The organism is Streptomyces tubbatahanensis, from assembly GCF_022699385.1.
GTDB classification, from domain to species: Bacteria; Actinomycetota; Actinomycetes; order Streptomycetales; family Streptomycetaceae; genus Streptomyces; species Streptomyces diacarni.
The window spans coordinates 3,003,995-3,028,529 of record NZ_CP093846.1; the positions used below are offsets into that span (position 1 = coordinate 3,003,995).

At 75.2% G+C, this 24,535-nt stretch carries 14 protein-coding genes; 8 read left to right on the top strand and 6 right to left on the bottom strand.

Going from position 1 to position 24,535, the window contains the following annotated elements; translation table 11 throughout:
- Nucleotides 1-86: 86 nt before the first annotated feature.
- Nucleotides 87-1,349 (bottom strand): serine/threonine-protein kinase, encoded by a 1,263-nt coding sequence (locus tag MMF93_RS12960; protein ID WP_242751457.1) that lies wholly within the window; start codon nucleotides 1,347-1,349, stop codon nucleotides 87-89.
- Nucleotides 1,350-1,480: 131 nt separating this feature from the next.
- Nucleotides 1,481-3,277 (bottom strand): serine/threonine-protein kinase, encoded by a 1,797-nt coding sequence (locus MMF93_RS12965; protein WP_242751458.1) that lies wholly within the window; start codon nucleotides 3,275-3,277, stop codon nucleotides 1,481-1,483.
- 594 nt (nucleotides 3,278-3,871) lie between these two features.
- Here MMF93_RS12965 and MMF93_RS12970 point away from each other — a divergent pair.
- From MMF93_RS12970 to MMF93_RS12985, 4 genes are all read left to right on the top strand, one after another.
- Nucleotides 3,872-8,353, top strand: coding sequence for an FtsK/SpoIIIE domain-containing protein (locus MMF93_RS12970; RefSeq protein WP_242751459.1), 4,482 nt, complete (start codon nucleotides 3,872-3,874; stop codon nucleotides 8,351-8,353).
- A 499-nt stretch (nucleotides 8,354-8,852) separates the two neighbouring features.
- Nucleotides 8,853-10,202, top strand: coding sequence for an ABC transporter substrate-binding protein (locus tag MMF93_RS12975; RefSeq protein ID WP_242751460.1), 1,350 nt, complete (start codon nucleotides 8,853-8,855; stop codon nucleotides 10,200-10,202).
- 128 nt (nucleotides 10,203-10,330) lie between these two features.
- The gene (locus MMF93_RS12980) at nucleotides 10,331-11,860 is read left to right on the top strand and encodes a carbohydrate ABC transporter permease (protein WP_242751461.1); all 1,530 of its coding nucleotides are present in this window, start codon (nucleotides 10,331-10,333) and stop codon (nucleotides 11,858-11,860) included.
- Nucleotides 11,857-12,822 carry a carbohydrate ABC transporter permease gene (locus tag MMF93_RS12985; RefSeq protein WP_242751462.1) on the top strand — a complete coding sequence of 322 codons (966 nt, stop codon included), beginning with the start codon at nucleotides 11,857-11,859 and terminating at the stop codon, nucleotides 12,820-12,822. Before MMF93_RS12980 ends, MMF93_RS12985 begins: the two co-directional genes overlap by 4 nt.
- A gap of 487 nt (nucleotides 12,823-13,309) precedes the next feature.
- Here MMF93_RS12985 and MMF93_RS33705 read toward each other — a convergent pair whose 3' ends face one another.
- Genes MMF93_RS33705 through MMF93_RS13000 form a run of 3 tightly spaced genes read right to left on the bottom strand, consistent with a single transcriptional unit; the run spans nucleotide 13,310 to nucleotide 16,639 of the window.
- The gene (locus tag MMF93_RS33705; RefSeq protein ID WP_423835413.1) at nucleotides 13,310-15,031 is read right to left on the bottom strand and encodes a GtrA family protein; all 1,722 of its coding nucleotides are present in this window, start codon (nucleotides 15,029-15,031) and stop codon (nucleotides 13,310-13,312) included.
- A 5-nt stretch (nucleotides 15,032-15,036) separates the two neighbouring features.
- Nucleotides 15,037-16,077, bottom strand: coding sequence for a decaprenyl-phosphate phosphoribosyltransferase (locus MMF93_RS12995; protein ID WP_242751463.1), 1,041 nt, complete (start codon nucleotides 16,075-16,077; stop codon nucleotides 15,037-15,039).
- Nucleotides 16,070-16,639: a phosphatase PAP2 family protein gene (locus MMF93_RS13000; protein WP_242751464.1), complete on the bottom strand. Its 570-nt coding sequence runs from the start codon at nucleotides 16,637-16,639 to the stop codon at nucleotides 16,070-16,072. Before MMF93_RS13000 ends, MMF93_RS12995 begins: the two co-directional genes overlap by 8 nt.
- A gap of 90 nt (nucleotides 16,640-16,729) precedes the next feature.
- Here MMF93_RS13000 and MMF93_RS13005 point away from each other — a divergent pair, with 90 nt between their 5' ends.
- The 4 genes from MMF93_RS13005 to MMF93_RS13020 all read left to right on the top strand — a co-directional run bounded on the left by MMF93_RS13005 (nucleotide 16,730) and on the right by MMF93_RS13020 (nucleotide 23,923).
- Nucleotides 16,730-18,193, top strand: coding sequence for a decaprenylphosphoryl-beta-D-ribose oxidase (locus tag MMF93_RS13005; RefSeq protein ID WP_242751465.1), 1,464 nt, complete (start codon nucleotides 16,730-16,732; stop codon nucleotides 18,191-18,193).
- A gap of 64 nt (nucleotides 18,194-18,257) precedes the next feature.
- Nucleotides 18,258-19,031, top strand: a complete 774-nt coding sequence (locus MMF93_RS13010; protein WP_242751466.1) for a decaprenylphospho-beta-D-erythro-pentofuranosid-2-ulose 2-reductase — start codon at nucleotides 18,258-18,260, stop codon at nucleotides 19,029-19,031.
- Between the two features lie 228 nt (nucleotides 19,032-19,259).
- Nucleotides 19,260-21,704, top strand: coding sequence for a bifunctional glycosyltransferase/CDP-glycerol:glycerophosphate glycerophosphotransferase (locus MMF93_RS13015; RefSeq protein WP_242751467.1), 2,445 nt, complete (start codon nucleotides 19,260-19,262; stop codon nucleotides 21,702-21,704).
- Nucleotides 21,599-23,923 (top strand): bifunctional glycosyltransferase/CDP-glycerol:glycerophosphate glycerophosphotransferase, encoded by a 2,325-nt coding sequence (locus MMF93_RS13020; RefSeq protein ID WP_242751468.1) that lies wholly within the window; start codon nucleotides 21,599-21,601, stop codon nucleotides 23,921-23,923. The genes MMF93_RS13015 and MMF93_RS13020 overlap by 106 nt, the downstream gene beginning before the upstream one ends.
- Nucleotides 23,924-24,022: 99 nt before the next feature.
- Here the strand turns inward: MMF93_RS13020 and MMF93_RS13025 are convergent, their stop codons facing one another.
- Nucleotides 24,023-24,493: an acyl-CoA-like ligand-binding transcription factor gene (locus tag MMF93_RS13025; RefSeq protein WP_242751469.1), complete on the bottom strand. Its 471-nt coding sequence runs from the start codon at nucleotides 24,491-24,493 to the stop codon at nucleotides 24,023-24,025.
- Between the last annotated feature and the right edge of the window lie 42 nt (nucleotides 24,494-24,535).

The following is a 24,535-nucleotide window of genomic DNA, read 5'->3' on the forward strand; positions in this document are numbered from 1 at the left end:
GCTCTCGGGCGTGCACGGAACTGGCCGCGCGTGCCGCCGCACGGTGGTGCGGGCGCGGCATGGCGTGCCCGGCCACCGGTCGGCGGTCAGCCGCCCGAGTACCCGGCCGCGGGTGCGGGCAACGACCCTGTTTCGTCCTGAGACGTGGCCAGCCAGCCGCCCACGGCGAGCGCCGCGGCCACCAGCGCGGCCACAACGCCTATCTTGAGCCGCCGCCGGCGTTCGGCAACCCGGTGGTGCTTCGCGGAACCGGCCCGCGCCTCCCCCACCGGACGGGGCGCGCGAGCGGTGCCGTGCGCCCCTCCGGCCAGTTCGTCCGCCGCCGGTACGCGCATGCTCGTGTGTGTGTCCCGGTTGGCGTCAGGGCCCACCCGCGAGTGCACGAGCGGCACCGCGCCGCCGCCCGCCGCGGCCTGGGCCGCCCCCGTGACGGGCCCGGACGCCGCCCCCTCGCCGCTTTCCTCGTCCGCCTCGTCGTGCTCGTAGCCGTCCTCGACGTGCTCGTCGATGTCGAGCGGCGGCAGCCCCTCCAGCGAGGGCAGCAGCTCCCGCAGCCGGGTCGCCAGCTCCACGGCCCGCAGCCGGGAGGCGGGAGCCTTGGCCAGACACTGGTGGACGAGCTGCCACAGCTCGTCCGGGATGCCCGGCAGCGGCGCGACGGACTCCGTCACGTGGCGCCGCAGCACCGCGCCCGGGTGCCCGCCGCCGAACGGGGTGAAGCCCGCCATCAGCTCGTAGAGCACGGTGGCCAGCGCGTAGATGTCGACGGCGGCGCGCGGCGGCAGCCCCTCCACGATCTCGGGCGCCAGGTAGTCGGGCGTACCGATGATGGAGGTGGCGCGGGTGCGGCTGGGCGAGTCGATGAGCTTGGCCACGCCGAAGTCGGTCAGCAGCGCGGGCGGCGCCCCGCCGGGGCCCTCCAGCGAGAGGGCGTCCAGCAGGACGTTCTCCGGCTTCACGTCCCGGTGCACGAGACCCGCGGCGTGCGCGGCCGCCAGCCCGTCCGCGACGTCCGCCGCGATGGCGACGGCCGCCTCGGGCGCGAGGCGGCGGTCCCGCTCCAGGCGGGTCCGCAGGTCGGTGCCGCGCACCAGGTCCATGACCAGGGCCAGCTCGTTCCCGTCCACCACCAGGTCGCGGACGCCGACGACGCGGGGGTGGTCGAGGTGGAGCAGGGCGCTGCGCTCCTGCACGAACCGCTCGACCAGGTCCTGGTCGGCGGCCAGGTCCTCGCGCAGCAGCTTGATGGCGACAGGACCCTCGGGTCCGTCGCCGAGCCACACCGTCCCCGCGCTGCCGCGCCCGAGGATCTGGTGTGCCGTGTAGCGACTGCCGATCTTCCTTGCCATGGCGACAAAGCTACGCGGCACGGCGGGCCTTGGGAGCCCCGGATACCGGTAACTGTCACTTCTGCGGGGGAAATCCCCCTTTGGAAGTCGACAAATCCCCAAGGTCGGCGGACGGCTGACGGGCCGTCCCCTCAGCCGTTGAACTTCGAGAAGAAGTCCCCTATCTCACCGAAGACGTCCTTGGCCGACTCCCAGAAGCTCTTGCCCTGCGCCCACCACTCCGGCACCGGCGTGAAGTTCCAGATCAGCACGCCCGCCACCACCAGTATGACGATCATGAACAGGCAGCCCTTGAGGCAGCCGAGCCCGGGAATCCGCATCGGATTCGCGCTGCGCTGCCGCGGCTCCCGCTGCGGCCTGGGCTCACGCGGCGGACGCGGCTCCCGCTGCGGCCTCGGCTCACGGCGCCGCGAGGGCTGCGGCTCGTACCGCTGCGGAGGCTGCTGCGGCTGCTGCCGGGGCCCGGGGTGCTGCTGCCCGCCGTACTGCTGCCCAGGCTGCTGCCCATACCCCTGCTGGCCGTAGCCCTGCTGGCCATAGCCCTGCTGGCCATAGCCCTGCTGGCCGTACGGGGCCGGGGGCGGCTGCGGGGCCTGGCGCTGCGGGCGGCGGCGCAGCGGGTCCATGCTCGGGTCCAGCGGCTGGAACTGCGTCTGCTCGTTGCGGTCCCGCGCGGCGCGCAGCTGGTTCTCCCACGGGTGCGGCCCGTCCTGCTGCGGCGCTTGCCCCTGCGGGGGGTTACCGGGAACGGGGGGCATCACCTGCGTCGGATCGGCGTGCGGGCCCTGCCCTCCGGGACCGCCGGGGCCGCCCGTCTGCGGCAGCACGTTCGTCTCCGCCGACGGGTCGTACTGCCCGCCGGACCCCGCACCGGACCCCGCACCGTGCGGAAGGACCTGCGTCGGGTCGGAGTCGCCCGCACCCGCCCCCGGGGCGCCGCCGGCGAGCGAGCCGGACTCCGGCACCGGCGCGGGCGTCGGATCGGGCATCAGCAGCGCGCCCACACCCAGCGCGGCACCGGCCGCCTGCGGAGTGGCCTGGGCACCGATGCCGTCGGCGACCGTCCGCAGCCCCCGCGCGAGATTGACGGCACTGGGCCGCTCGTCCGGGTTCTTGCGCAGACAGCGCTCGATGACCGTCCACAGCGGATTCGGAATGTTCGCCGGACGCTCGGGATCCTGCGCCAGATGCTGGTGCAGCACCGCGAGCGCGTTGTCACCGCTGAACGGCGGACGCCCGGTGACCAGCTCGTACAGCACGATCCCCGCGCCGTAGATGTCCACAGCCGACGTCTGCGGCCTGCCCTCGGCCGACTCGGGCGCCACGTAGGCGGGGGTGCCGACGAACTCCTGGGTGCGGGTCAGCCCCGGCGAGTCCGCCAGGCGCGCGATACCGAAGTCGGTCAGCATCGGACGCATGCCGTTCTCGTCCTCGGTGAGCAGCACGTTCGCGGGCTTGAGATCCCGGTGCACCACCCCGTCCGCATGGCTCGCCGCCAGCGCGTCGGCCACCTGCGCGGTGACCAGACACGCCGCGATGGGCGAGAACGGGCCGTTCTCGCGCAGATAGCGATGCAGGTCAGGGCCCTCGATGAGATCCATCACGAGCGCCAGGAGATCGCCCTCGACCACGAGATCGCGGGTTCTGACGATGTTGTGGTGCGTCAGCCGCAGGAGGACGGAGCGCTCCCGCAGGAACCGCATCACCACGTCCGGGTCGCCCGCCAGCTCCTCCTTGAGGACCTTGATCGCGACGGTCTCGCCGGGCTGCCCGGCCACCGCCGCCTCGGAGCCCGCCGTCTCACTCCCCCCAGCTCCTCCGACAAGCTCCGGAGCAGGGGGTGCCCCCACGCGGGCTCGCCAGACGGTGCCCGTGGCGCCGCGCCCCAGCGGCTCTTCGAGCAGGTACTTGCTGCCTACCGGCCGCACGTCATGCGCTCCCTGGTCTCGTACTGCTATCCCGCCCACAATAGTGCCGCCCCGCAAGGCGGTGCCGGGCCCGCGGACGTTCCCCCGCGCAGACCCGCGCCCCGCGGCACCGGGGCGCTCGGCGGCTCCCTGCTGAGACGCACTGAGCGGGGCGATGGTTGCGGCGCCACGCACACCCGGACAAGATCGTTCCGCCCGGCCTGATCATGAGGTGGCCAGGACGGGCCCCGTTGTCGGTGGCGGGTGCGAGTATGCATGCGAGAACCGGCCTGACGCACCGTAGGCGAACGATGCGGAACGGCGCGGCGGACGGCGCGCAGCGGTGCGGCGGGCCGGGCGGCGGACGGCGCGCGGCCGTGCGGCGCACGGGGCGGCAGGACGGAGAACGGCGCGGCAGGACGGAGAACGGAAGAAGCGGAAGAGCGGCGGCACGGCGGACCGCGGGCAAGGCGCGGGACGGACGGTGCCGCGAAGGGTGTCGCACACCGCGGGCGGACGCGGTGCGGGCTACGGACAGAATGACGCGGGCCAACCGCGGGCAGGACGACGCGGACGGACCGCGGAGAAGGATGCGGACGGGACCTGGAGGGGCAGATGCAGATCCGGCTGACTGTCGCCCTGGCGCCACGCGGCGCACGCAGCGCGGGAGGCTCGGGCGGCACGGCGGGCGCCGGTGGTTCCGGCACGCCGCAGACCCACCCCGTCGGGTCTGCGAACGTGCTGGTCACCGCCCCGGCCGGCACGGTGCTCTCCGCGGTGACGGGGGCGCTGGCGACCTCGACAGCGGCGGCGCTGGCCGGCTCGGCGGCTCCGGGCGACGCGGGAGCCTCGGGGGCCACGGGCGCCCCGCGCGCCACGGGGCACGAGCCGACGGCGGCCGGGGGCGGTAAGTCCGGGGGCGAGGACGGGCCGCAGGAACCCGTCGTCGTCTACGCCGGCACGCGGCGGCTCGACCCGCACCGGCAGATCATCGGCGAGCCGCCCCTGCTGGACGGCGCGCTGGTCTCGCTCCACGCACCGGTCGCACCCGCCACCCTGCCCGCGCACGGCGCCGCCCTCACGGCCCTGCGGGCGTACGGTTCGGCCAAGGCCAGGCTGCACGTCGTGGCGGGCCCCGACGCGGGCGGCATCCACCTCCTCCAGGGCGGCAAGGTCCTGCTGGGGCGCTCGGCCGAGGCGGACGTCCCCCTGGACGACCCGGACGTCTCCCGGCTGCACTGCGCGGTGACGGTCACCGACGGCGGCGCGGTCACCGTCACCGACCTCGGCTCCACCAACGGCACCGCACTCGACGGCGCACCGGTCGGCACCCAGCCGGCCCTCTTCCCTCCCGGCGCGACACTCCGCCTCGGTGAGACGTCCCTGCGGCTGGAGGCGGCGGGCTCCGGCGCCTCCGCCGAGCAGAGCAGCGCCGCGTCCCTGCCCCCGCTCGCACTGCCCACCGTCCCCGACGGCGAAGGCAGGCTCCGCCTGGCGCGCCAGGACGACTCCGCCTCCGCCGAGCGCCCCGGCACGCGGGCCGACCCCCGCCAGGCCACCGGCCCCTACGGGAACGCTGCCGGTCCGTACGGGGACGCAGGTCCGTACGGGGACGCAGGTCCGTCCGGGGAAGCCACCGGTCCGTACGGGGACGCGCGTGGGCAGCGCGGCGGCGGTGGGTTCGGCCACGAGGCGGCCGAGCGGGGCTCCGAAGGCCACGCGGAAGGCCACGCGTACGCGCCGGGCGGTCCCTTCCCCGGCGGCGGCGCCGGTGCCGGTACGCGTGCCGGTACGGAGGAGACCCACGGGTTCGGTGTCGCCCCTCCGCCGGGGCTCGGAGCGCGGGACGCGAGCGCCCGGAGAGGCAAGGGGCTCGGCGCCTGGGCGCGCCGGTTCGCGGGCGGCCGCGCGGAGCCGGCCCAGGGCCCCGATGCGAGCGAGGCCGGGGCCGCGGGTGGCCCCTCCCTCGTCAGCGAGCCGCCGCCCGCGCCAGACCCCCGCCAAGGGCTGCCCAACGGGCCCACCCGGTACGGCTCCGGCACCGCCGGCGGTCTCGCCGCGCACCCGCAGGAGCCGGGCGCGTGGGGCGCGGCCGGGCCCAGGCTCACGCCGCACGAGTGGGAGGCACGCTGGCCGGACCCGGCGGCGGTGCTGCTGAACGCGCTGGGCCCGGGGCCCCGCCTGTGGGAGCGTGCCCCGGGCCACCCCGACGCCCTCACGGTGCGCCTCGGCGTCACTCACCGCGGCGGCGGACACGGCGACCCGGCCACCGTGGACCTGCGACAGGCCGGATCCCTCGGGCTGGCAGGACCGCGCGCGCGGCTGGCCGGGCTGGCCCGGGCGGTGCTCGCCCAGCTGGCGGCCCTGCACGGGCCGAGTGCCCTGGAGATCGTCCTGCTGTCCGCGGACCGTACGCGCGACGCCGAGACCCGCAGGCAGGAGTGGTCGTGGCTGGGCTGGCTGCCGCACCTGCGCCCGGCGCACGGCCAGGACTGCGGCCTGCTGACGGCGTACGACCGCGAACAGGCCGCGGCACGCACCGCCGAGCTCATCCGGCGCCTCGACGCCCACGGCACCGCACCCGCTGTCCCGGTCACCCCGGGAGCCGTCTCCCCGGAGGGCGCCTCGCTGGGCGCCGCCGCAGGGGATGCCGCCCCCCAGGGCGGTGGCGGTCTGCCCGGCGGGGCGCGGGAAGGCCGCGCGGCGTCGCCCCGCGGCCCCCGAGTGGGCCCCGCCGTCGTCGTGGTGGTGGACGGGGACCCCGGCTCGGCGGCTCTGCGCGCGAGTGTGGAGCGGCTGGCGCGGGAGGGCGCGGCCGCGGGCATCCACCTGATCTGCCTCGCCGAGACACCGGCGGCCAGCCCCTCCTCGCCGGTGACGGCCACGGTCGAGGCGGCGAACGCGGTGTGCCCGGTCTTCCCCGAGTGCGGCACGGTCGCGCTGCTGAGCGGCGACGTCGCCACGGCCGTCCGGGTACTGCACCGCGCGCCCGGCCGCCCCGACCCGACGGGGCACCCGGAGCACCAGGGCCGTCCCCCCGGCCGTCCCGCAGCGCCGGGCCACCCGGCGGCGCCCGGCGGCGGCGCGGCGCCCGGACACACCTTCACGGCGGACGGTGCGGGCGGTCCCGTCGCGACCGTCGACGCCGTCTCGCTCGCCTGGGCCGAACGGTTCGCACGCGCGCTGGCCCCCCTCAGGGAACCGGACGACGCGGCGGCCCGCGCGGGCCTCACCCGGCCCACCGTGACCCTGCCCGAACAGTGCCGGCTGCTGGACGAGCTGGGCCTGGCCCGCGCCACCCCCGCCGCGCTCCTGGCCCGCTGGTCGGAACGGCTCGGCACCCCCACGGGACATGCCCCGCTCGTCTTCGGCGCGGGGCCCCACGGCCCCGTGGAGGCCGACCTCGCCCACCTCGGCGACCGGGCGGGAGCGGCCACGGACCCGGCGACGGCCGCGGAGCCGGCAGGAACGTCGACGACGGCGGCGGCGCAGGCGGCCCAGGCCGGCGTCGAAGCCGCCCCCGCGGGGGGACACGCCCTGATCAGCGGAGCCGCCGGGGCCGGGAAGACGGAGCTGCTGCGCTCGCTGTCGGCGTCGCTCGCCGCCGGGGAGCGGCCCGACAGGCTCGCTCTCGTCCTCGTGGACGGCGCGGGGGCCGGCTCCGGAGAGGGCCTGCGCGCCTGCACGGACCTGCCCCACGTCACCGAACACCTGGTGGCGGGCGATCCGGTGCGCATGCGGCAGTTCGCACAGGCGCTGAGCGCCGAAGTGAAGCGGCGCGCGGAGCTGATCGGGGACGACAGCAGCTACGACGCGTACGTGCGGCTGGCCGCCAGGCCCGGCGGCCGCGTGGTGGCCCCGCGCCAGGCGCCGGAACGGGCGGCGACGCCCGCCGCCGGTGTGAGTTCCCGCGCCGGGACGGCATCCGCCCCCGTGACCGCCTCGTCGGGCGCGGTCTCCTCGTCGGGCGCCGTCTCCTCGGGTGAGTCCTCGTCCGCCGGAGCCGAGGTGCAGGTGCCTGCCCCCGCTCAGGCGCCGGACGAGCGGACGGCGGTGGCCGCCGGGCAACCCGCCCGACAGGGCCAGGGCCTTGGGGGCCCTGGCCCGCGCGGCTCAGGTGGCGGGCAGGGCGGCAGCCCCGCCGACGGCGCGGGCGGTTTCGGCGGCTCCGGTGGCGCGCCCGGTGTCCACGCCGAGTCCCGCCCGTCCGCCGAGAGGTACGGCAAGAGGCGGGAGACGCTTCCGTCCCAGGCCACGCAGTCCCAGGCCACGCAGTCTCAGGACCCGGCCGACGGGGCCGGTGACGCCTCGCCCGGCGGCGTCCCCCGTGCGGGCACCCCGGCCCCGGCCGGCAGCCATCCGGGCGCTCCGCCCGGCAGCCAAGCCCCCGGCGGCCAAGAGGAGCGTGCGGGTGGCGAGGCGGCCGGTGCGGTGGAGTCGGACCGGACACAGCGCACCCTGCGGCTGCGCCAGGTGAGCGGCGAGCGGGGAGGCGGCGAGCGGGCCGGGACGTCCGAGGCGGCGAGCGCGCTCGCCACTCCTTCGCCCCTGGGACCCAACGGCGTGCCGCCCCGCCTCGTCGTCCTCGTCGACGACTTCGACACGCTGGTCGATCCGGCCCTGGGCAACCCCGGCCGCCCCGCGGCCGGTTCGGTCGTGCGCGCGCTGGAGGCCGTGGCCAGGTCGGGAGCGCGGTTGGGCGTGCACGTCGTCGCGGCCACGGGACGCCCCGACCGGACGGCGGCCACCCTCCTGGCGCAACAGGCCGCTCTGCGCGCGCAGTTGACAGGAGGTGAGACCGGGCCCGCGGCCGCGCCGCCCGGGCGCGGCACTCTGGTGCTCCGAGGAGGCCGGGGGGCCGGGGACGCCGAGACCGCCGACGACGGAGCCCCCGTCGCCTTCCAGGCGGGGCGGGTGACGGGACGCATCCCGCGGACGGCGACGGTGCGGCCGACCGTGGTGCCGTTGGACTGGGCGCGGGCCGGTGATCCGCCCGCACGGCGGCAGGTGCGCGAGCTCGGCAACGGGCCGACGGACCTGGCGCTGCTCGCCAGCGCCATGGAGCGCGCCGCCCAGCAGGCGGCACGCGCACGGTAGAGGCCACGAGGCCCCGCCCACGGGCGGGCCCTGGGCCGCGGCCGGCCGCGTGCGCGCCGTCGGCCCACGGTGAGCGGGGCGTGCGCGAGCCATGCAGCGCTGCGGGTGACGGGAGGGGTCGGGGGCGGGTCTACCGAGGGGGCGCGCGCCCCGGTAGCGGCGGGGAGGCCGCGCGCCCTCCGCGGGGGCTCGGGCGCCGCGTGAGGGAGAGCGTCCGCTCGCGACGGCGGAGGGTGCGCGCCCTCCGTGCGGGTGACTCAACTGCCCCGTGGCTCCCAGGAGTTCGCAGTGGGCGGCGCGTTGTTGCGGGGCGGCAGGTCACGGACTGATCAAGATACCGGCGGGGGTCCGCACAGTGTTGCCACGGGTACTCATCCGGGCGTACAAACTTCCGCACAGAAAGGTACGGCGCGGTACCCGCCACGGCTGGCCGCGCCCTGCTCGTTTCCCGTTCGGCCGACACGGGACGGGACACATGGGGGAAAGGGACGGCCTGAACATGCGTCACTCGCGTGCTCCACGCACGGCTCTCGCACTCGCCTCCGTCATCGCCCTCACACTCGCCGTCGCGGGCTGTGCCAAGGAGGACGAGGGAAGCGCGTGGGCGGCTTCGCACGAGCCGACCGTCGACCTTCCCGATCTCCACGGCAAGAAGCTCCAGGTGGCGGCCGTGTGGACCGGTGCGGAGCAGGAGAACTTCCGCAAGGTGCTGGACGAGTTCGAAAAGCGCACAGGCGCGACGGTGGAGTTCGTCCCCACCGGCGACAACGTGGCCACCTACATCGGCTCCAAGATCGAGGGCGGCGCCCCGCCGGACGTGGCGATGATGCCGCAGGTGGGCGTGTTGCGGCAGTTCGCCGAGAAGGGCTGGCTCAAACCGTTGGGCAAGGAGGCGCTGGCCGAGTCGGAGAAGAACTTCAGCAAGGGCTGGCGCGACCTCGGCAGCGTCGACGGCACGCAGTACGGCATCTACTACAAGGCCGCCAACAAGTCCCTGATCTGGTACAACGCCCAGGCGTTCGCGGACGCGGGGGTGGGTGAGGCCGAGGACTGGGACGCCTTCGTCGAGGACGCGCAGACCCTCTCCGACTCCGGTGTCGACCCGGTGGCGATCGGCGGCGCCGACGGCTGGGTGCTCACCGACTGGTTCGAGAACATCTACCTCTCCCAGGCCGGCCCCGAGAAGTACGACAAGCTCGCCTCGCACGACATCGCGTGGACGGACCCCTCGGTCACCAAGGCGCTCAAGACGCTGGCCCAGCTGTGGGGCGAGAGCCACCTGCTGGCGGGCGGCAACAAGGGCGCGCTGCAAACGGCCTTCCCCGACTCCGTCTCCAAGCCGTACGGGAACCTGGCCTCGCCCGAGGCCGCGCTCGTCTTCGAGGCGGACTTCGTGGGCGTCAACATCGCGACCGACACGAAGGCCCGCATCGGCGAGGACGCACAGGTCTACCCCTTCCCGAAGGTCGGCGCCCAGCCCCCGGTGGTGACCGGCGGCGACGCGGCGGCCGTGCTCAAGGACAGCAAGGGGGCACAGGCGCTGGCCACCTTCCTGGCCTCCAAGGACGCGGCAGGCATCTGGGCGGCCGAGGGCGGTTTCATCTCCCCGAACAAGGAGCTGGACCTGTCGGCCTACCCGAACCAGCCGCAGCGGGAGATCGCCAAGGCGCTCATCGGCGCGGGCGACGACTTCCGCTTCGACATGTCCGACCAGGCCCCCGCCTCCTTCGGCGGGACGAAGGGCGAGGGCGAGTGGAAGGCCCTCCAGGACTTCCTTGCGAACCCGAAGGACATCAAGGGCACCCAGCGCGCACTGGAGAAGGCCGCCGCCAAGGCGTACGAGAAGTGAACCGCGCCGTGACCACACCCGCCGCGACCCGTACCGACCGCGCGCGCCGCACATGCCGCGGCGCCCGCCGTACGGCTTCCGCGATCTCCACGCCTCACTGACGGACCAGGACAGGGGAGACCACCGTCATGCCGACCCCGAGCAATCCATCGAGTGGCGCGACCGGAGGCATACCGGACGACACCGGTGCCCCCGACGCGCCGGTCACCGGCGCAGCGACCAGCACGTCCTCACACACCGACCCGGCGGCACCCGGCCCCGACACCGACACCGACACCGGCACTGCGGCCCCCTCAGCAGCCGGCACCGGCAAGGGCGCGGGGTCCGGCCAGGGCGCGGGGGCCGGCGCCGGAAAGGTCGCCGCGGGGGCCGCGGCGCTGCGCCGACGCCCCTGGATCGCCGCACTGTTCCTGCTGCCCGCGCTGGTGGTACTGGGAGCGCTGGTCGTCTACCCGATCGGCTACTCGATCTACCGCAGCTTCATGGACGCCGACGGCTCGTCGTTCGTGGGCCTCGACAACTTCGCGGAGATCTTCACCGACGACGGCACGCTCATCGCGTTCCGCAACAACCTGGTCTGGGTCATCGTCGCCCCGGCCGTCTGCACCGCACTCGGCCTGATCTTCGCCGTACTCACCGAACGAGTGCGCTGGGGCACGGCGTTCAAACTGCTGGTCTTCATGCCGATGGCCATCTCCATGCTCGCCTCGGGCATCATCTTCCGGCTCGTCTACGAGCAGGACCCCGACCGCGGCATCGCCAACGCCATGTGGACCACCGTGCACGACACGTTCGCCGACACCGCGCCCTGGCCCGAGGCCCGGCCCCGCACCGACGCCCCGCTGAAGGCCGTAGGCGGCGGCGCGTACCTCACCCGCGAGACCGTCGACGCGGCCAGCCCGGTCTCCCTGCCCCTGGTCGGCATCCCGCCGAAGGAGGCGAGCGGCGCGGCACCCGCGAAGAAGGCGGCCAAGGCCCAGGACGGGAAGGTCACCGGCACCGTGTGGCTGGACTTCGTCAAGGGCGGACGCAGCGAACACGGCGTCATCGACCAGCAGGAGAAGGCACTCGCGGGCATCGAGGTCGAGGCCGTCAAGGACGGTCGGACAGTGGCGAAGGCCACCACAGGCGAGGACGGCACCTTCACCCTCCCGGCCTCCGCCGACGGCGCCACCCTGCGGCTGCCCGCCGGAAACTTCGCCCAGCCCTACAACGGCGTCGACTGGCTCGGCCCCACGCTGGTGACCCCCGCCATCATCGGCAGCTACGTGTGGATGTGGGCGGGCTTCGCGATGGTGCTCATCGCCGCGGGACTGGCCGGGGTACCGCGCGAACTGCTGGAGCAGGCCAGGGTCGACGGCGCGAGCGAGTGGAAGGTCTTCCGCAAGATCACCGTGCCGCTGCTGGCGCCGGTGCTCGGCGTCGTCACCGTCACCCTGATGATCAACGTGTTGAAGATCTTCGACCTCGTCTACATCATCTCGCCCGGCGCCACCCAGCGGGAGGCCAACGTCCTCGCGCTCCAGCTGTATCTCAAGTCCTTCGGCGGCAAGCCCAACCAGGGAGCGGGCAGCGCGATCGCGGTGATCCTGCTGCTGCTCGTCGTGCCCGTCATGATCCTCAACATCCGTCGTCTGCGCAGGGAGTCCCGCCGATGACCACGCTGACCACCGACGGCGCCGCGGGCGCCCCGGGCACCCCCTCGGGCCCCTCGGCCCCCGCGCGGGAGACCGCACGCCCCCGGACCACGACCGCCCAACGGGTGGCCGCGCTGACCGGCCACTGGGCGGTGCGCTTCGCCCTCGTCGTCATCGGACTGTTCTGGCTGCTGCCGACAGCCGGGCTGCTCAGCTCGTCGCTGCGCGACCCGGCGGACATCTCCATCTCCGGATGGTGGAACATCTTCGACCTGAACGGCAGCTTCCCCTGGATCCTCAACACCGACCAGCTGACGTGGTCCAACTACGACGCCCTGTTCGCCAACGAACAGGTGATGGAATCCCTGTGGACCACCGTGCTGATCACCGTCCCGGCGACGGTCCTGGTCGTGGTGATCGGCGCCCTGGCCGGATACGCCTTCGCGTGGATGGACTTCCCCGGACGTGACTGGTGGTTCCTGCTCGTCGTGGGGCTGCTGGTGGTACCGGTGCAGGTGGCGCTCGTTCCGGTGGCCAAGCTGTTCAACACGCTCGGCATCTTCGAGACCACGGCCGGAGTCGTCCTCTTCCACACCGCCTTCGGCCTGCCCTTCGCCATCTTCCTGCTGCGCAACTTCTTCGCCGAGATCCCCCGCGAACTACTGGAGGCCGCACGGCTGGACGGAGCCGGAGAACTGCGCCTGTTCACCCGGGTGGTCATGCCGCTGGGCGGACCCGCCATCGCCTCGCTCGGCATCTTCCAGTTCCTGTGGGTGTGGAACGACATGCTCGTCGCACTGATCTTCGCGGACTCCACGAATCCGCCGATCACCGTCGCCCTCCAGCAGCAGATGCGCCAGTTCGGCAACAACATCGACGTCCTGGCGCCCGGCGCCTTCATCTCCATGCTGATCCCGCTGGCCGTCTTCTTCGCCTTCCAACGCCAGTTCGTCTCCGGCGTCATGGCCGGCGCCGTGAAATAACGTCACCGCCCCCCCGCCCCACCCCCTCTCCCGCACCACCTCGGACCCGGGCCCGGGCCCACCCCCGAACGCCGCCCCGGGGGCGACCCCGGACCCCGAGCCGGGGGCGGGACCGGCCGTGGGCCCGAGGGCGGGACCGGCCGTGGGCCCGAGGGCGGGACCGGCCGTGGGCCCGAGGGCGGGACCGGCCGTGGGCCCGAGGGCGGGACCGGCCGTGGGCCCGGAGGCCGAGCCGGGGGCGGCCCCGGACGCAGACCCGGGAGCAGCCTCGGATGCTGGCCCGGGAGCGACCCCGGACGCCGACCCGGGGGCGGGGGCCGATTCGGTCGTGGGGCCCGGGGGCGGGCCCGGACGCCGGTCCGAAGGCAGGACAGCACGCCGACCCGGAGGCAGGACCGGACACCGGCCCGAGGGCGGGCCCGGACGCCGACCCCGGAGCGGCCCCAGACGCCGGTCCGGGGGCGGGACTGGCCGTGGGCCCGGACGCCTACCCGAGGGCGGGACCGCACGCCGGCCCGGGAACGTCCCCGGACGCCGAGCCGGGAGCGGGTTCGGTCGTGGCCCCGGGGGCAGCCCCGAACGTGGCCCCGCAGGCGGCCTCGGACACCGACCCGGGGGCAGCCTCGGACGTGGGCCCGGGAGCGGGACGGGACGCTGAGCCCGGAGCGGCCCCGGACGCTGGCCCGGGGGCGGGACCGGCCGTGGGCCCAGACGCCGAGCCGAGGGCAGGACCAGACGCCAAGCCGGGAGCGGGCCCCGGGGCGGGTTCGGCCGTGGGCCCAGGAGCAGCCCCGGACACCGACCCGGGAGCAGCCCCGGACGTGGGCTCGCGGGCGGCCCCGGACACCGGCCCGGGAACGGGACCGGACACCGGCCCGAGGGCGGGCCCGGACGCCGAGCCGGGGGCAGGACCAGACGCCAAGCCGGGAGCAGCCCCGGGCGTGGGCTCGCGGGCAGCCCCGGACACCGGCCCGGGGGCAGGACGGCGCTCCGCCCCGGGAACGGGACCGGACACCGGTCCGAGGGCGGGCCCGGGGGCGGCCCCGGACGCCGAGGCCCCGGGCGTTGGCCCGGGGGCGGTCCCGGACGCCGAGCCGGGAGCGGGACCGGAGGCCGGACCGGTCGCGAGCCCGGGGGCAGCCTCGGACACCGACCCGGGAGCCGCCGCCCCGGACACCGACCCGGGGGCAGTCTCGGACGTGGGCCCGGAGGCGGGACCGCACGCCGCCCCGGGGGCAGGACCGCGCTCCGTCCCGGGAACGGGACCGGTCACCGGTCCGAAGGCGGGCCCGGGGGCGGTCACGGACGCCGACCCGGGAGCGGGCTCGCACGCCGACCCCGGCACGGCCCCGGCCGTGGGCCCGGAGGCGGGACCGGGGGCGAACTCGGCCGTGGGCCCGGAGGCGGGACCGGAGGCGAACTCGGCCATGGGCCCGGGAGTGGCCCCGGGCGCCGACCCGGGATCGGGGGCGGATTCGGTCGTGGGCCCGGGGGCGGGCCCGGACGCCCCGGAAGCGACCTCGGGCGCGGGACCGGGGGCGGGCCCGGACGCCCCGGAAGCGACCTCGGGCGCGGGACCGGGGGCGGCCCCGGACGTGGGCCCGGGAGCAGCAGCCCCGGACGCGGGCCCGGACGCGGGCCCGGACGGTGGCCGAGGGGCGGTCTCCGGCTCGGGCAGCGGCGCGGAGCCGGCCGCCCGCGCGGGCCCCGCCGCCCGCGCGGGCCCCGTGGAGAACACCAGGGTGCGTGTCCCCCAGAAACGCACCGCCGTGCCCAGCACGAGGCCGACGCCCGCGCCCGACACCACGTCCGCGAGCGTGGACGTCAGTCCGAGCCCGTATCTGGACACGCCGAGGCACCCCAACTGGACGGCGCCGCCCGCCGTGTTGACCAGCGCGAACACGCTGAACCTGCGCCAGCGGCCGGCCACCCGGCGCTCCCGCAGCCGGTAGGGGCCCAGCGCGTTGCCGGTGTACGCGACGGCGACGCCCGCGGCGAACGAGAGGGCCTTCGCGCCCATCGGGTCGAGCCCCGCCGGACCGCGCAGCCACAGGAACGTACCGAGGTCGGCGGCGAACGCGAACACTCCGACGACGGCGAACCCCGCGACCTCCGCGCACAGCGCGCGGGCGCCCGCGGGGACCCGGCCCCACACGGCGCGCGCCCCCCTCGCGCCCGGCCGCATGCCAGGACCCACGCCGGCACCCATGGGGGTCACAGGCCCGCGACGGACAGCCCGTACAGGAGGGCCCAGGTCAGTGCGGTGACGGCGAGGGGGCGGTCGCGCAGGAGGACGTCTTCGGGGGAGCCCGCGTGGCCGCGGTCGGCGAAGACGGCGTAGCGCAGGACGGCGAGGATCAGCGGCACCATGGACAGCTGCCGCCACAGTGAGCCCTCTTGGCCGCCGTCGGCCTCCAGGGCCCACAGGCAGTAGGCCAGGACGGCGACGCCGGCGGCGAGTTGCCACACGAAGCGCAGGTAGCCGACCGAGTAGTCGCGCAGGAGGGCGCGGGTGTCGCCCTCGCCCTCGCCCATGAGGACGGCCTCGGAGTAGCGCTTGGCCGCCACCATGAACAGGGCGCCGAATCCGGCGGTGAGCAGGAACCAGCGGGAGAGCGGGATGCCGAGGGCGAGGCCGCCGGCCATGGCGCGCATGACGAAGCCGGCGGTCACCACGGCGAGGTCGACCACCAGGATGCGTTTGAGCAGCAGGCAGTAGGCGATCTGCATGAGGACGTAGCCGGCGAGCAGCGCGGCGGTCGCGGCGTTGCACAGCAGGGCGGCCAGCGTGGTCGTGGCGAGGGCGAGGGCGGCGCCGAGGGTGTAGGCGAGCGGGGCGGGGACAGTGCCGGCGGCGACGGGGCGGCGGCACTTGTCGGGGTGCGCGCGGTCGGACTCGGCGTCGCGGGCGTCGTTGAGCAGGTAGACGGCCGAGGCGGCGGCGGTGAACAGGGCGAAGACGAGCGCCAGCCGCGCGACGGTGTGCAGGGAGGCGAGTTGTCCGGCGGCGGCGGGCGCGGCGATGACGAGCAGGTTCTTGACCCACTGCCGGGGCCGCGTGGTCAGCAGCAGTCCGCCGGCGAGGGTGCCGGCGAATCCGGTGGGGCGGGTGGCGGCGGGCGGGGGCGGGGCGTGGGTGCCCGCGGGCTCGGGCTCGGGCTTCAGGCGTGCGGCGGCCGCGGGGGGTTCGGCGGGTTCCGCCACCGGCGCCGGCTCGCCCGCGGGGCTGCCGGTCAGGGTGAAGCGTTCAGCCATGGCGGGGCTCCCTTCGGGTGCCCAGCCGTGCGGTTGCCGCGCCGAGGGCCGCACCGGCGAGCACATCGGAGGGGTAGTGGACGCCGGCGACCAGCCGGGAGACGCACATCAGCGCGGCGAGCGTGCCGAAGGCCCGCCGGTGGCGCAGCCCGCCGAGGGCGAGGGCCGCCGCGCCCGCGGAGGCGGCGTGGGAGCTGGGGAAGGAGTGGCGGCCCGCTGTCCGTACGAGCGGGGCGCGGCCCGCCAGCCGGGGCCGCGGGCGGCGCACGACCCGTTTGAGCCCCATGCTGGCCAGGTGGGCGGTGGCCACGAGCCCCGTGCCCCTGAGCCAGCGCTCCCGCCGCGTACGGTCGGTGGCGGCTCCGGCGAGTCCGGCGAGGAGCCAGACGGCGGCGTGTTCCCCGCACCAGGACAGGGTCCGCGCCGCACCCGCCACCCGGGCGTCGGCTGCGCAGTCATCCAGGGCGCACAGCAACCGCCGTTCCCATCGGCTCCATCGTCGTGCCGTTGTCGCTGCCACGCCCCGACTCTCGCGCGCGCGGCACCGTGACCCGGTGACCATACGATCCGACACTCCGCCTTTCACCCTTTCAGCGACGGTGACGGCGCAGCCTCCCGTGCCGGGCTTTTCCGGGCGCTTACGGTCGCGTGCATGTCCGCTCAGCACTTGCGATCCCCCCGGCGCGACGCGACCATCGCACCCCCCGCCGACGGCGGCCACGGCCGCCCCACCGAGCGGGAGGCGGCCGCCGGCTCCGCACGCCGGCTGTTGACGGGCTGGGGCGGGACCGCGCCCACCGGAGCGCGCGTGCTGCGGCCCGGTACCCGCGCGGAGGCCGCGGCGGCGGTGCGCGCGTGCGGGGCGCGCGGCAGCATCGCGCGGGGGCTGGGGCGGGCGTACGGGGACGCCGCGCAGAACGCGGGCGGCACCGTGGTGGACACCACGGGTCTAAACCGGGTGCTGGCGATCGACGCGGTGGGCGGGACGGTGACCTGCGAGGCGGGGGTCAGTCTGCACCGACTGATGACGGTGCTGCTGCCGCTGGGCTGGTTCGTGCCGGTCACGCCCGGGACCCGGTACGTGACGGTCGGCGGGGCGATCGGCGCGGACATCCACGGCAAGAACCACCACGTCTCCGGCTCCTTCACCCGGCATGTGCGGGACTTGGAGCTGCTGACGGCGGACGGCGAGGTGCGCACGGTGCCGCGGGGCAGCGAGCTGTTCGACGCGACGGCGGGCGGCATGGGGCTGACGGGGCTGGTGCTGAGCGCCACGGTGGAACTGCTGCCGGTGGAGACCTCGCTGATGAGCGTGGACACCGAACGCCTGCCCGATCTGGACTCGCTGCTGGCGACGCTGACGGCGACCGACGACCGCTACCGGTACTCGGTGGCGTGGATCGACCTGCTGGCGCGCGGCACGGCGGCCGGGCGCGCCGTCCTCACCCGCGGGGACCACGCGCCGTCCGCGGCCCTGGAGGGCGGGGGGCGCACGGCGCGCGCGGCCCGGCGGGAGCCGCTGGCCTTCCGCCCCGGGCAGCTGCCGCCCGCGCCGCGCACCGTACCGGGCGGGCTGTTGCGCGGGGCCACGGTCGGCGCGTTCAACCGGCTCTACTACCACAAGGCGCCCCGTCGCCGTACGGGTGAACTCCAGCGGCTGGCCGCGTTCTTCCATCCGCTGGACGGGCTGCCGCACTGGAACCGGATCTACGGCAGCGCGGGGTTCGTGCAGTGGCAGTGCGTGGTGCCCGAGGACGCCGACGACGCGCTGCGCCGGGTGGTGCGGCTGCTCTCCCGCCGCTCGTGCCCCTCCTTCCTCGCCGTGCTCAAACGGTTCGGTGCCGGGGACCCGGGCTGGCTGTCGTTTCCCACCCGTGGGTGGACGCTGGCGCTGGACATCCCGGCCTCGCTGCCGGGGCTCGGGGACTTCCTCGACCTGCTGGACGAGGAGGTCGCCGTCGCGGGCGGCCGGCTCTACCTGGCCAAGGACGCGCGGATGCGGCCCGAGCTGCTTTCGGCGATGTATCCGCGCCTCGACGACTTCCGCGCCCTGCGCGCCCGGCTGGATCCGCGCGGGGTCTTCACCTCGGACCTCGCGCGGCGACTGGCGCTGTGACCGCTGCCGGGTGCTCGCCCGACGTGCCCGTTCCCCCCTCCTCGTACCTCTCCAGGAGCAGCTCATGAAGGACGCCTTCGGTTCCCCCCAGTCCGTGCTCGTTCTCGGCGGCACGTCCGAGATCGCGCTCGCCACCGTGCGCCGCTTCCTGGCCAGACGCACCCGCACGGTGTGGCTCGCGGGGCGGCCGGGCCCGCGCCTGGACGCCGCGGCGGCCGGGCTGCGCGACGAGGCGGCGGCGCACGGAGCCCAGGTGGGGGTCCGTACGGTGCCGTTCGACGCACTGGCGCCCGAGACGCACGAGGAGGTGCTGGAGAAGGTCTTCGCCGAGGGCGACATCGACCTGGTGCTGGTGGCCTTCGGTGTGCTGGGGGACCAGACGGCCGACGAGCACGACCCGATGGCCGCCGTGCACGTCACCCGGACGAACTACACCGGTGCGGTCTCGGCCGGGCTGGTGTGCGCGAACGCGCTGCGGGCGCAGGGGCACGGCTCGCTGGTGGTGCTCTCCTCCGTGGCGGGCGAGCGGGCGCGGCGCGCCAACTTCATCTACGGCTCGAGCAAGGCGGGACTGGACACGTTCACCCAGGGGCTGGGGGACGCGCTGCACGGTTCGGGGGTGCACGTGCTGGTGGTACGGCCGGGGTTCGTGCACACCCGGATGACGGAGGGCAGGCCGCCCGCGCCGCTGGCCACCACGCCGGGCGCCGTGGCCGACGCCATCGCGCACGGGGTGCGCCGCCGGGCGCGCACGGTGTGGGTGCCGGCCGCGCTGGGCCCTGTGATGAGCGTGCTGCGCCACCTGCCCCGACCGCTCTTCCGGCGGCTGCCGGGGTGAGCTGAGGTGTCCCGGTGAGCCCGGGGGTGCGGCATGACCGGCGGAGCCCCGCGGAAGGTACGGCGGTCGTCTCCGGAACGGCTCCGGGGCGTGTCCGGAGCGGCGCCGGGATGTGACGCGCGGCGTCGTGTGGGATAAATCGGACTATTGGCCTGTGCGTCCGACACAGCCACCCGCGACAGCCGTCCCAGCCGTCCCAGCCGTCACGTCGATACCGGGGAACCAGCCGTGCCTCGATTCAGTGTGATCGTCCCCGTCCACCAGGTGCAGGCGTATCTGCACGAGTGCCTCGACTCCGTGCTCGGCCAGTGCTTCGGCGACTTCGAACTGATCGCCGTCGACGACCACTCGCCCGACGCCTGCGGGGAGATCCTCGACGCCTACGGCGCCGCGGACCCGCGCGTGCGCGTCATCCATCTGGCGCAGAACGCCGGGCTCGGCCCCGCCCGCAACAGCGGTACCGCGCGGGCGTGCGGCGACTACGTGCTCTACCTCGACAGCGACGACACGATGGCTCCTGGCACGCTGCGCGCCCTCGCGGAGCGGCTGTCGGCAACCGGCGACCCGGACGTTCTGGTGTTCGACCACGCCCCCGTGTACTGGGACGACCGGCCGATCCGCGCCGCCCACCCCGAACTGCTCGCGCCGCACGCCGGCCCCGCCGTCGGCAACCTCGCGGACCGGCCCGAACTGCTGCGCCTCCCCGCGTTCGCCTGGAACAAGGCCTACCGGCGGGACTTCCTCCACCGCGAACAACTCACCTTCCCGCCCGGCACCTACGAGGACACCCCCTGGTCGTTCCACGCGCTGCTGACCGCCCGCACCCTCGCCACGCTCGACCGGGTGTGCGTGCACTACCGGCAGCGGCGCGGCGGCAGCATCCTGACGACCACGACCCGCCGGCACTTCGACGTCTTCGCGCAGTACGACCGGCTCTTCACCCTCCTGGACGCGCGGCCCGAGCTGGCGCGCTGGCGGCCCGCACTGCACCGGCGGATGACCGACCACTTCGCCGTCATCCACCGGAGCCCCGGCAGGCTGCCCCGCACGGCCCGCGCCGAGTTCCTGAAGCGGGCGCGAGCGTACTGCCGCACATACGGGCCCGCGCCCGGGCACGGCGAGGGCCGGCAGCCGGCGCGCGCACGGCTGCGCCGCCGGCTGGTGCGCGGCGGGGCGCACCGCCTCCTGCGGCTGCTCTGTCTCGCCGACCGGGCCCGCCGCGCCGCCCCCGCCCCGCTCCGCCGGCTGCGCACGACGGCACGCAAGGCGCTCCTGCGCGCGTACTACGCCCTCCAGCGCCGCCGCCCGATCGAGGGCGACCTCGCGGTCTTCTCCGCGTACTGGAACCGCGGCTACGCGTGCAACCCGGCGGCCATCGAGGCCAAGGCCCGCCAGATGGTGCCCGGCATCCGCACGGCGTGGATATGCGGCCCCGAGTACGCGCACACACTCCCGCCCGGCGTGCGGCGCCTGACGCCGGGCACTGCCGCGTACTGGAGGGCGCTGGCCCGCGCCCGCCACCTCGTCAGCAACGTCAACCTCCCGCACAGCTTCGTCAAACGCGACGGCCAGACCCTGCTGCAGACCCACCACGGCACCCCGCTCAAACACATGGGCCTGGACCTGATGCCGTATCCGGCCGCCGCCGCCGGGATGGACTTCGAGCGGCTGCTGGCCCACACCGACCGCTGGGACTTCAGCCTCTCCGCCAACCCGCACTCCACCCGGGTGTGGGAGCGCGCCTACCCGTCGTCGTACACGACGCTGGAGTTCGGCTACCCGCGCAACGACCGCTTCCAGCGGGTGACCGCCGCCGAGGTGGCACGCCTGCGCGCCGGCCTCGGGGTGCCGGAGGGCGCGACGGCCGTGCTGTACGCGCCCACACACCGCGACTACCGGCGCGGGCGGCAGCCGTGGCTGGACGTGGCGCGGCTGACGGCCGCGCTCGGCCCCTCCTTCGTGGTGCTGGCGCGCGCCCACTACTTCCACGCCGGGCAGCGGCCGCCGTGTGAGCCGCCCGGCGGGCTGATCGACGTGACCGGGCACCCGTCGGTCGAAGAGCTGTGCCTGGCCTCCGACGTGCTGGTCACCGACTACTCGTCCCTGATGTTCGACTACGCGGTACTCGACCGGCCCCTGGTCATCCACGCCCCCGACTGGGAGGCCTACCGCGACGCACGCGGCACCTACTTCGACATCACGGCGCTGGCGCCGGGCCCCGTGGTCCGGGGCGACGACGAGCTGATCGACCTGCTGGCCACCGGCGCCCACGCCACCGAGCGCGCCCGGCAGCGGCGCGCCGCCTTCCGGGCGCGCTTCTGCCCCTGGGACGACGGCCACGCCGCCGAACGCGTCGTCCGCCACGTCTTTCTGGGCGAGGGCGACCCGAGGCGACCCGGTGGTGCCGCATCCTCCCGCGCCGCCACCGTGCCCGCGGCGCATCCGCCCGTGGTGCCGCTCCGCGAGCGCCACCCCGCCTCCGCGTCCGGTGGTCCCCCTTCCGGCGCGCCCGTCCCCGAGAACCCGCCCGGCTCTCCCGCACCCCTCGCAGAGAAGGACTGGTGGTCATGGTCCGCTTCAGCGTCGTCGTACCGGTGTTCAAGGTCCAGGGATACCTGCGCGAGTGCCTCGACTCGGTGCTCGAACAGTCCTTCACCGACCTGGAGCTCATAGCCGTCGACGACCGCTCACCCGACCACAGCGGCAGCATCCTCGACGAGTACGGGGCGCGCGACCCGCGCGTACGCGTGCTGCACCTGCGCGAGAACGTCGGCCTCGGACGGGCCCGCAACGCCGGCGTCGCCCACGCCGAGGGGGAGTACCTGCTCTTCCTCGACAGCGACGACAGCTACCTGCCCGGCGCGCTGGAGGCCATCGACGCGCAGCTCACCGCCTGCCGCGGCCCCGACGTGCTGGTCTTCGACCATCAGCGCTCCTACTGGTGGGGCCGCCGGGAACCCAGCTCGTTCGGCAGGCAGTTGGCCGCCACCGGCACCCAGACCTTCTCGGCGGCCGAGAACCCCGACCTGCTCACGCTCTTCCACGTCGCCTGGAACAAGGCCTACCGCCGCGCGTTCTACGAAGAGGAAGAGCTCAGCTTCGCACCCGGACTCTACGAGGACGCGCCCGTCTCGAACGAGGCGATGGTGTGCGCCCGCACCATCGGCTGCCTGCCGCGCGTCTGCGTCGACTACCGGCAGCGGCACCGCGGCGCCATCACCCGCTCCCCCGGCCGCGGGCACTTCGACATATTCCCCCAGTACGCCTCGATGTTCGCCTTCCTGGACCGCAGGCCCCACCTGGAGGCCCACCGGCGGCTGCTGTTCGAGCGGATGGTCTCGCACCTGGTGTTCTGCCTGCGCCGCAGGGAGCGCGTGCGCCCCGCCGACCGCCGCGCCTACTTCCGCCACGCGGCCCGGCACTACCGCGCCCACCAGCCGCCCGGCTTCGCCCCGCCCCGCCGCGCCGCCCGCGACTTCTGGCTGCTGGCCCACGGCGCCTACCCGCTCTTCGCGGCCCGCGAGACCGCGCGCCGCGCCAAAGGCCACACGTGGCGGGGTGCCCGCGCGGCACGCCGCAGGCTCGCCGGGCGCTGCCACCGCCTCTACTACGCCCTCCAGCGCAGGCTCCCCCTCCAGGACGACCTGGCCGTCTACGCCGCCTACTGGTACCGCGGCGCCGCCTGCAACCCGGCGGCCGTCGAACAGCGGGCGAGGCAGCTGGCCCCGCACCTGCGCAACGTGTGGATCGTCAAACCCGACGCCGTCGCCACCCTGCCCCCGTCAGCCGACCACGTCGTGCCGGGATCCCCGCGCTACTGGCGGACGCTGGCGCGGGCGAAGTACTTCGTCAACAACGTCAACTTCCCCGATCACCTGGTCAAACGCCCCGGCCAGATCCATGTGATGACCCACCACGGGACCCCGCTCAAGACCATGGGTCTCGACCAGCAGCCCTACCCGGCCGCGGCCCAGATGAGCTTCCGCAAGCTGCTGAGCCGCGCCGACCGCTGGGATGTCAGCGTCACCTCCAACCCGCACTCGGCCGAGGTGTGGGACCGCGTCTACCCCTGCGCACACGAGGACCTGCCCGCCGGCTACCCCCGCAACGACCGCTACGCCGCCGCCACCGCCGAGGAGGTCGCCGGCATCCGCGCCCGCCTGGGCATCCCGCGCGGCCGCGTCGCCCTGCTGTACGCGCCCACCGCACGCGACTACCGCAAGGGCTTCGTGCCCCGTCTCGACCTGGAGCGGCTCAGCGCCGGACTGGGCGAGGAGTACGTGCTGCTGGTGCGCACCCACTACTACTACGGGCGCGACAGCGTGCTGCGCGAACTGCACGCCCGCGGCCTGGTGCGGGACGTCTCCCGGCATCCCTCCACCGAGGACCTGTGCCTGGCGGCCGACGCGCTGATCACCGACTACTCGTCCCTGATGTTCGACTACGCCAACCTCGACCGCCCCCTGGTGATCCACGCCCCCGACTGGGAGAGCTACCGCGACGCGCGCGGCGTCTACTTCGACCTGCTCTCGGGCCGCCCCGGCGAGACCCCGGGGCCCGTCACCCGCACCGAGGAGGAGCTGATCGCCGTCCTGCGCAGCGGCACCTGGCGCGGCCCCGAGGCCCGCGCCCTGCGGGCCGCCTTCCGGGAGCGTTTCTGCCCGTGGGACGACGGCCACGCCGCCGAACGCGTGGTCAGGTCGGCCCTGCTGGGCGAGGACCCCGCCGCCCTCCCCGCGGTCCTTCCGCTGCCGGAACGCCCCGTCGCCCCCAGCCCCGAGGAGGCCGAAGCCGCCGTCGCCCCCGACCCCGATCTGACGACCTGGGGCCTGGGCACCACCCCCTGGCCCACCTCCGACGACCTCGACCAGCCTCCGGCCCCGGCTCCCTGAACCAGTTCCTGGGCAGCGTCGACACCGCGGCCATGGGCCGGATCTCGGCCGCCCTGCGCGTCACCCCGGATCTCACCCACGCAGCAGGTGGCGGAGTGCTCACTCGAAGCGGCTGCTGCCGATGCCTTCGGCCGGCACGTCCCGGAGCGACACGGCGACTGCGTGGAGGCAGGTCGCGAAGTCCTTCTCGCCGTACCCCTCAGCCCAGCGGTCGAGGGCGCTTTGGGAGGCGATGGTGGCGATCTGCGCCACCAGTTTCGCGCTGTCGTCGTCGGCGCCCCGTTGCAGGAGTGCGTCCTGGATCGCGCTCGTGACCCCAGCGAGCTTGGTGCGCTCCCGCTCCTGAAGCTCCGGACTGGAGGCGATCACGGCGCGGCGTTCAGCGGTGCGGTCGATGTGCTCGGCAAGGGCGGCGCCGACCTGAGTGAGAGCCTCGGGAGGTGCTGCGGACGTCGAGAACACCGCATCTGCGAACTGCGGCGCGAGCTCGGGCCCGGCGTTTGACCTACCAAGCCTGATGGCTGATTCCTGAGAGGAGCCGCTGGCGTGGCGTGGGATCCGCGTGGACACGTTGCCTGGCCTTTTTCACGCAGGTCTTGCAGTGTGTATCCG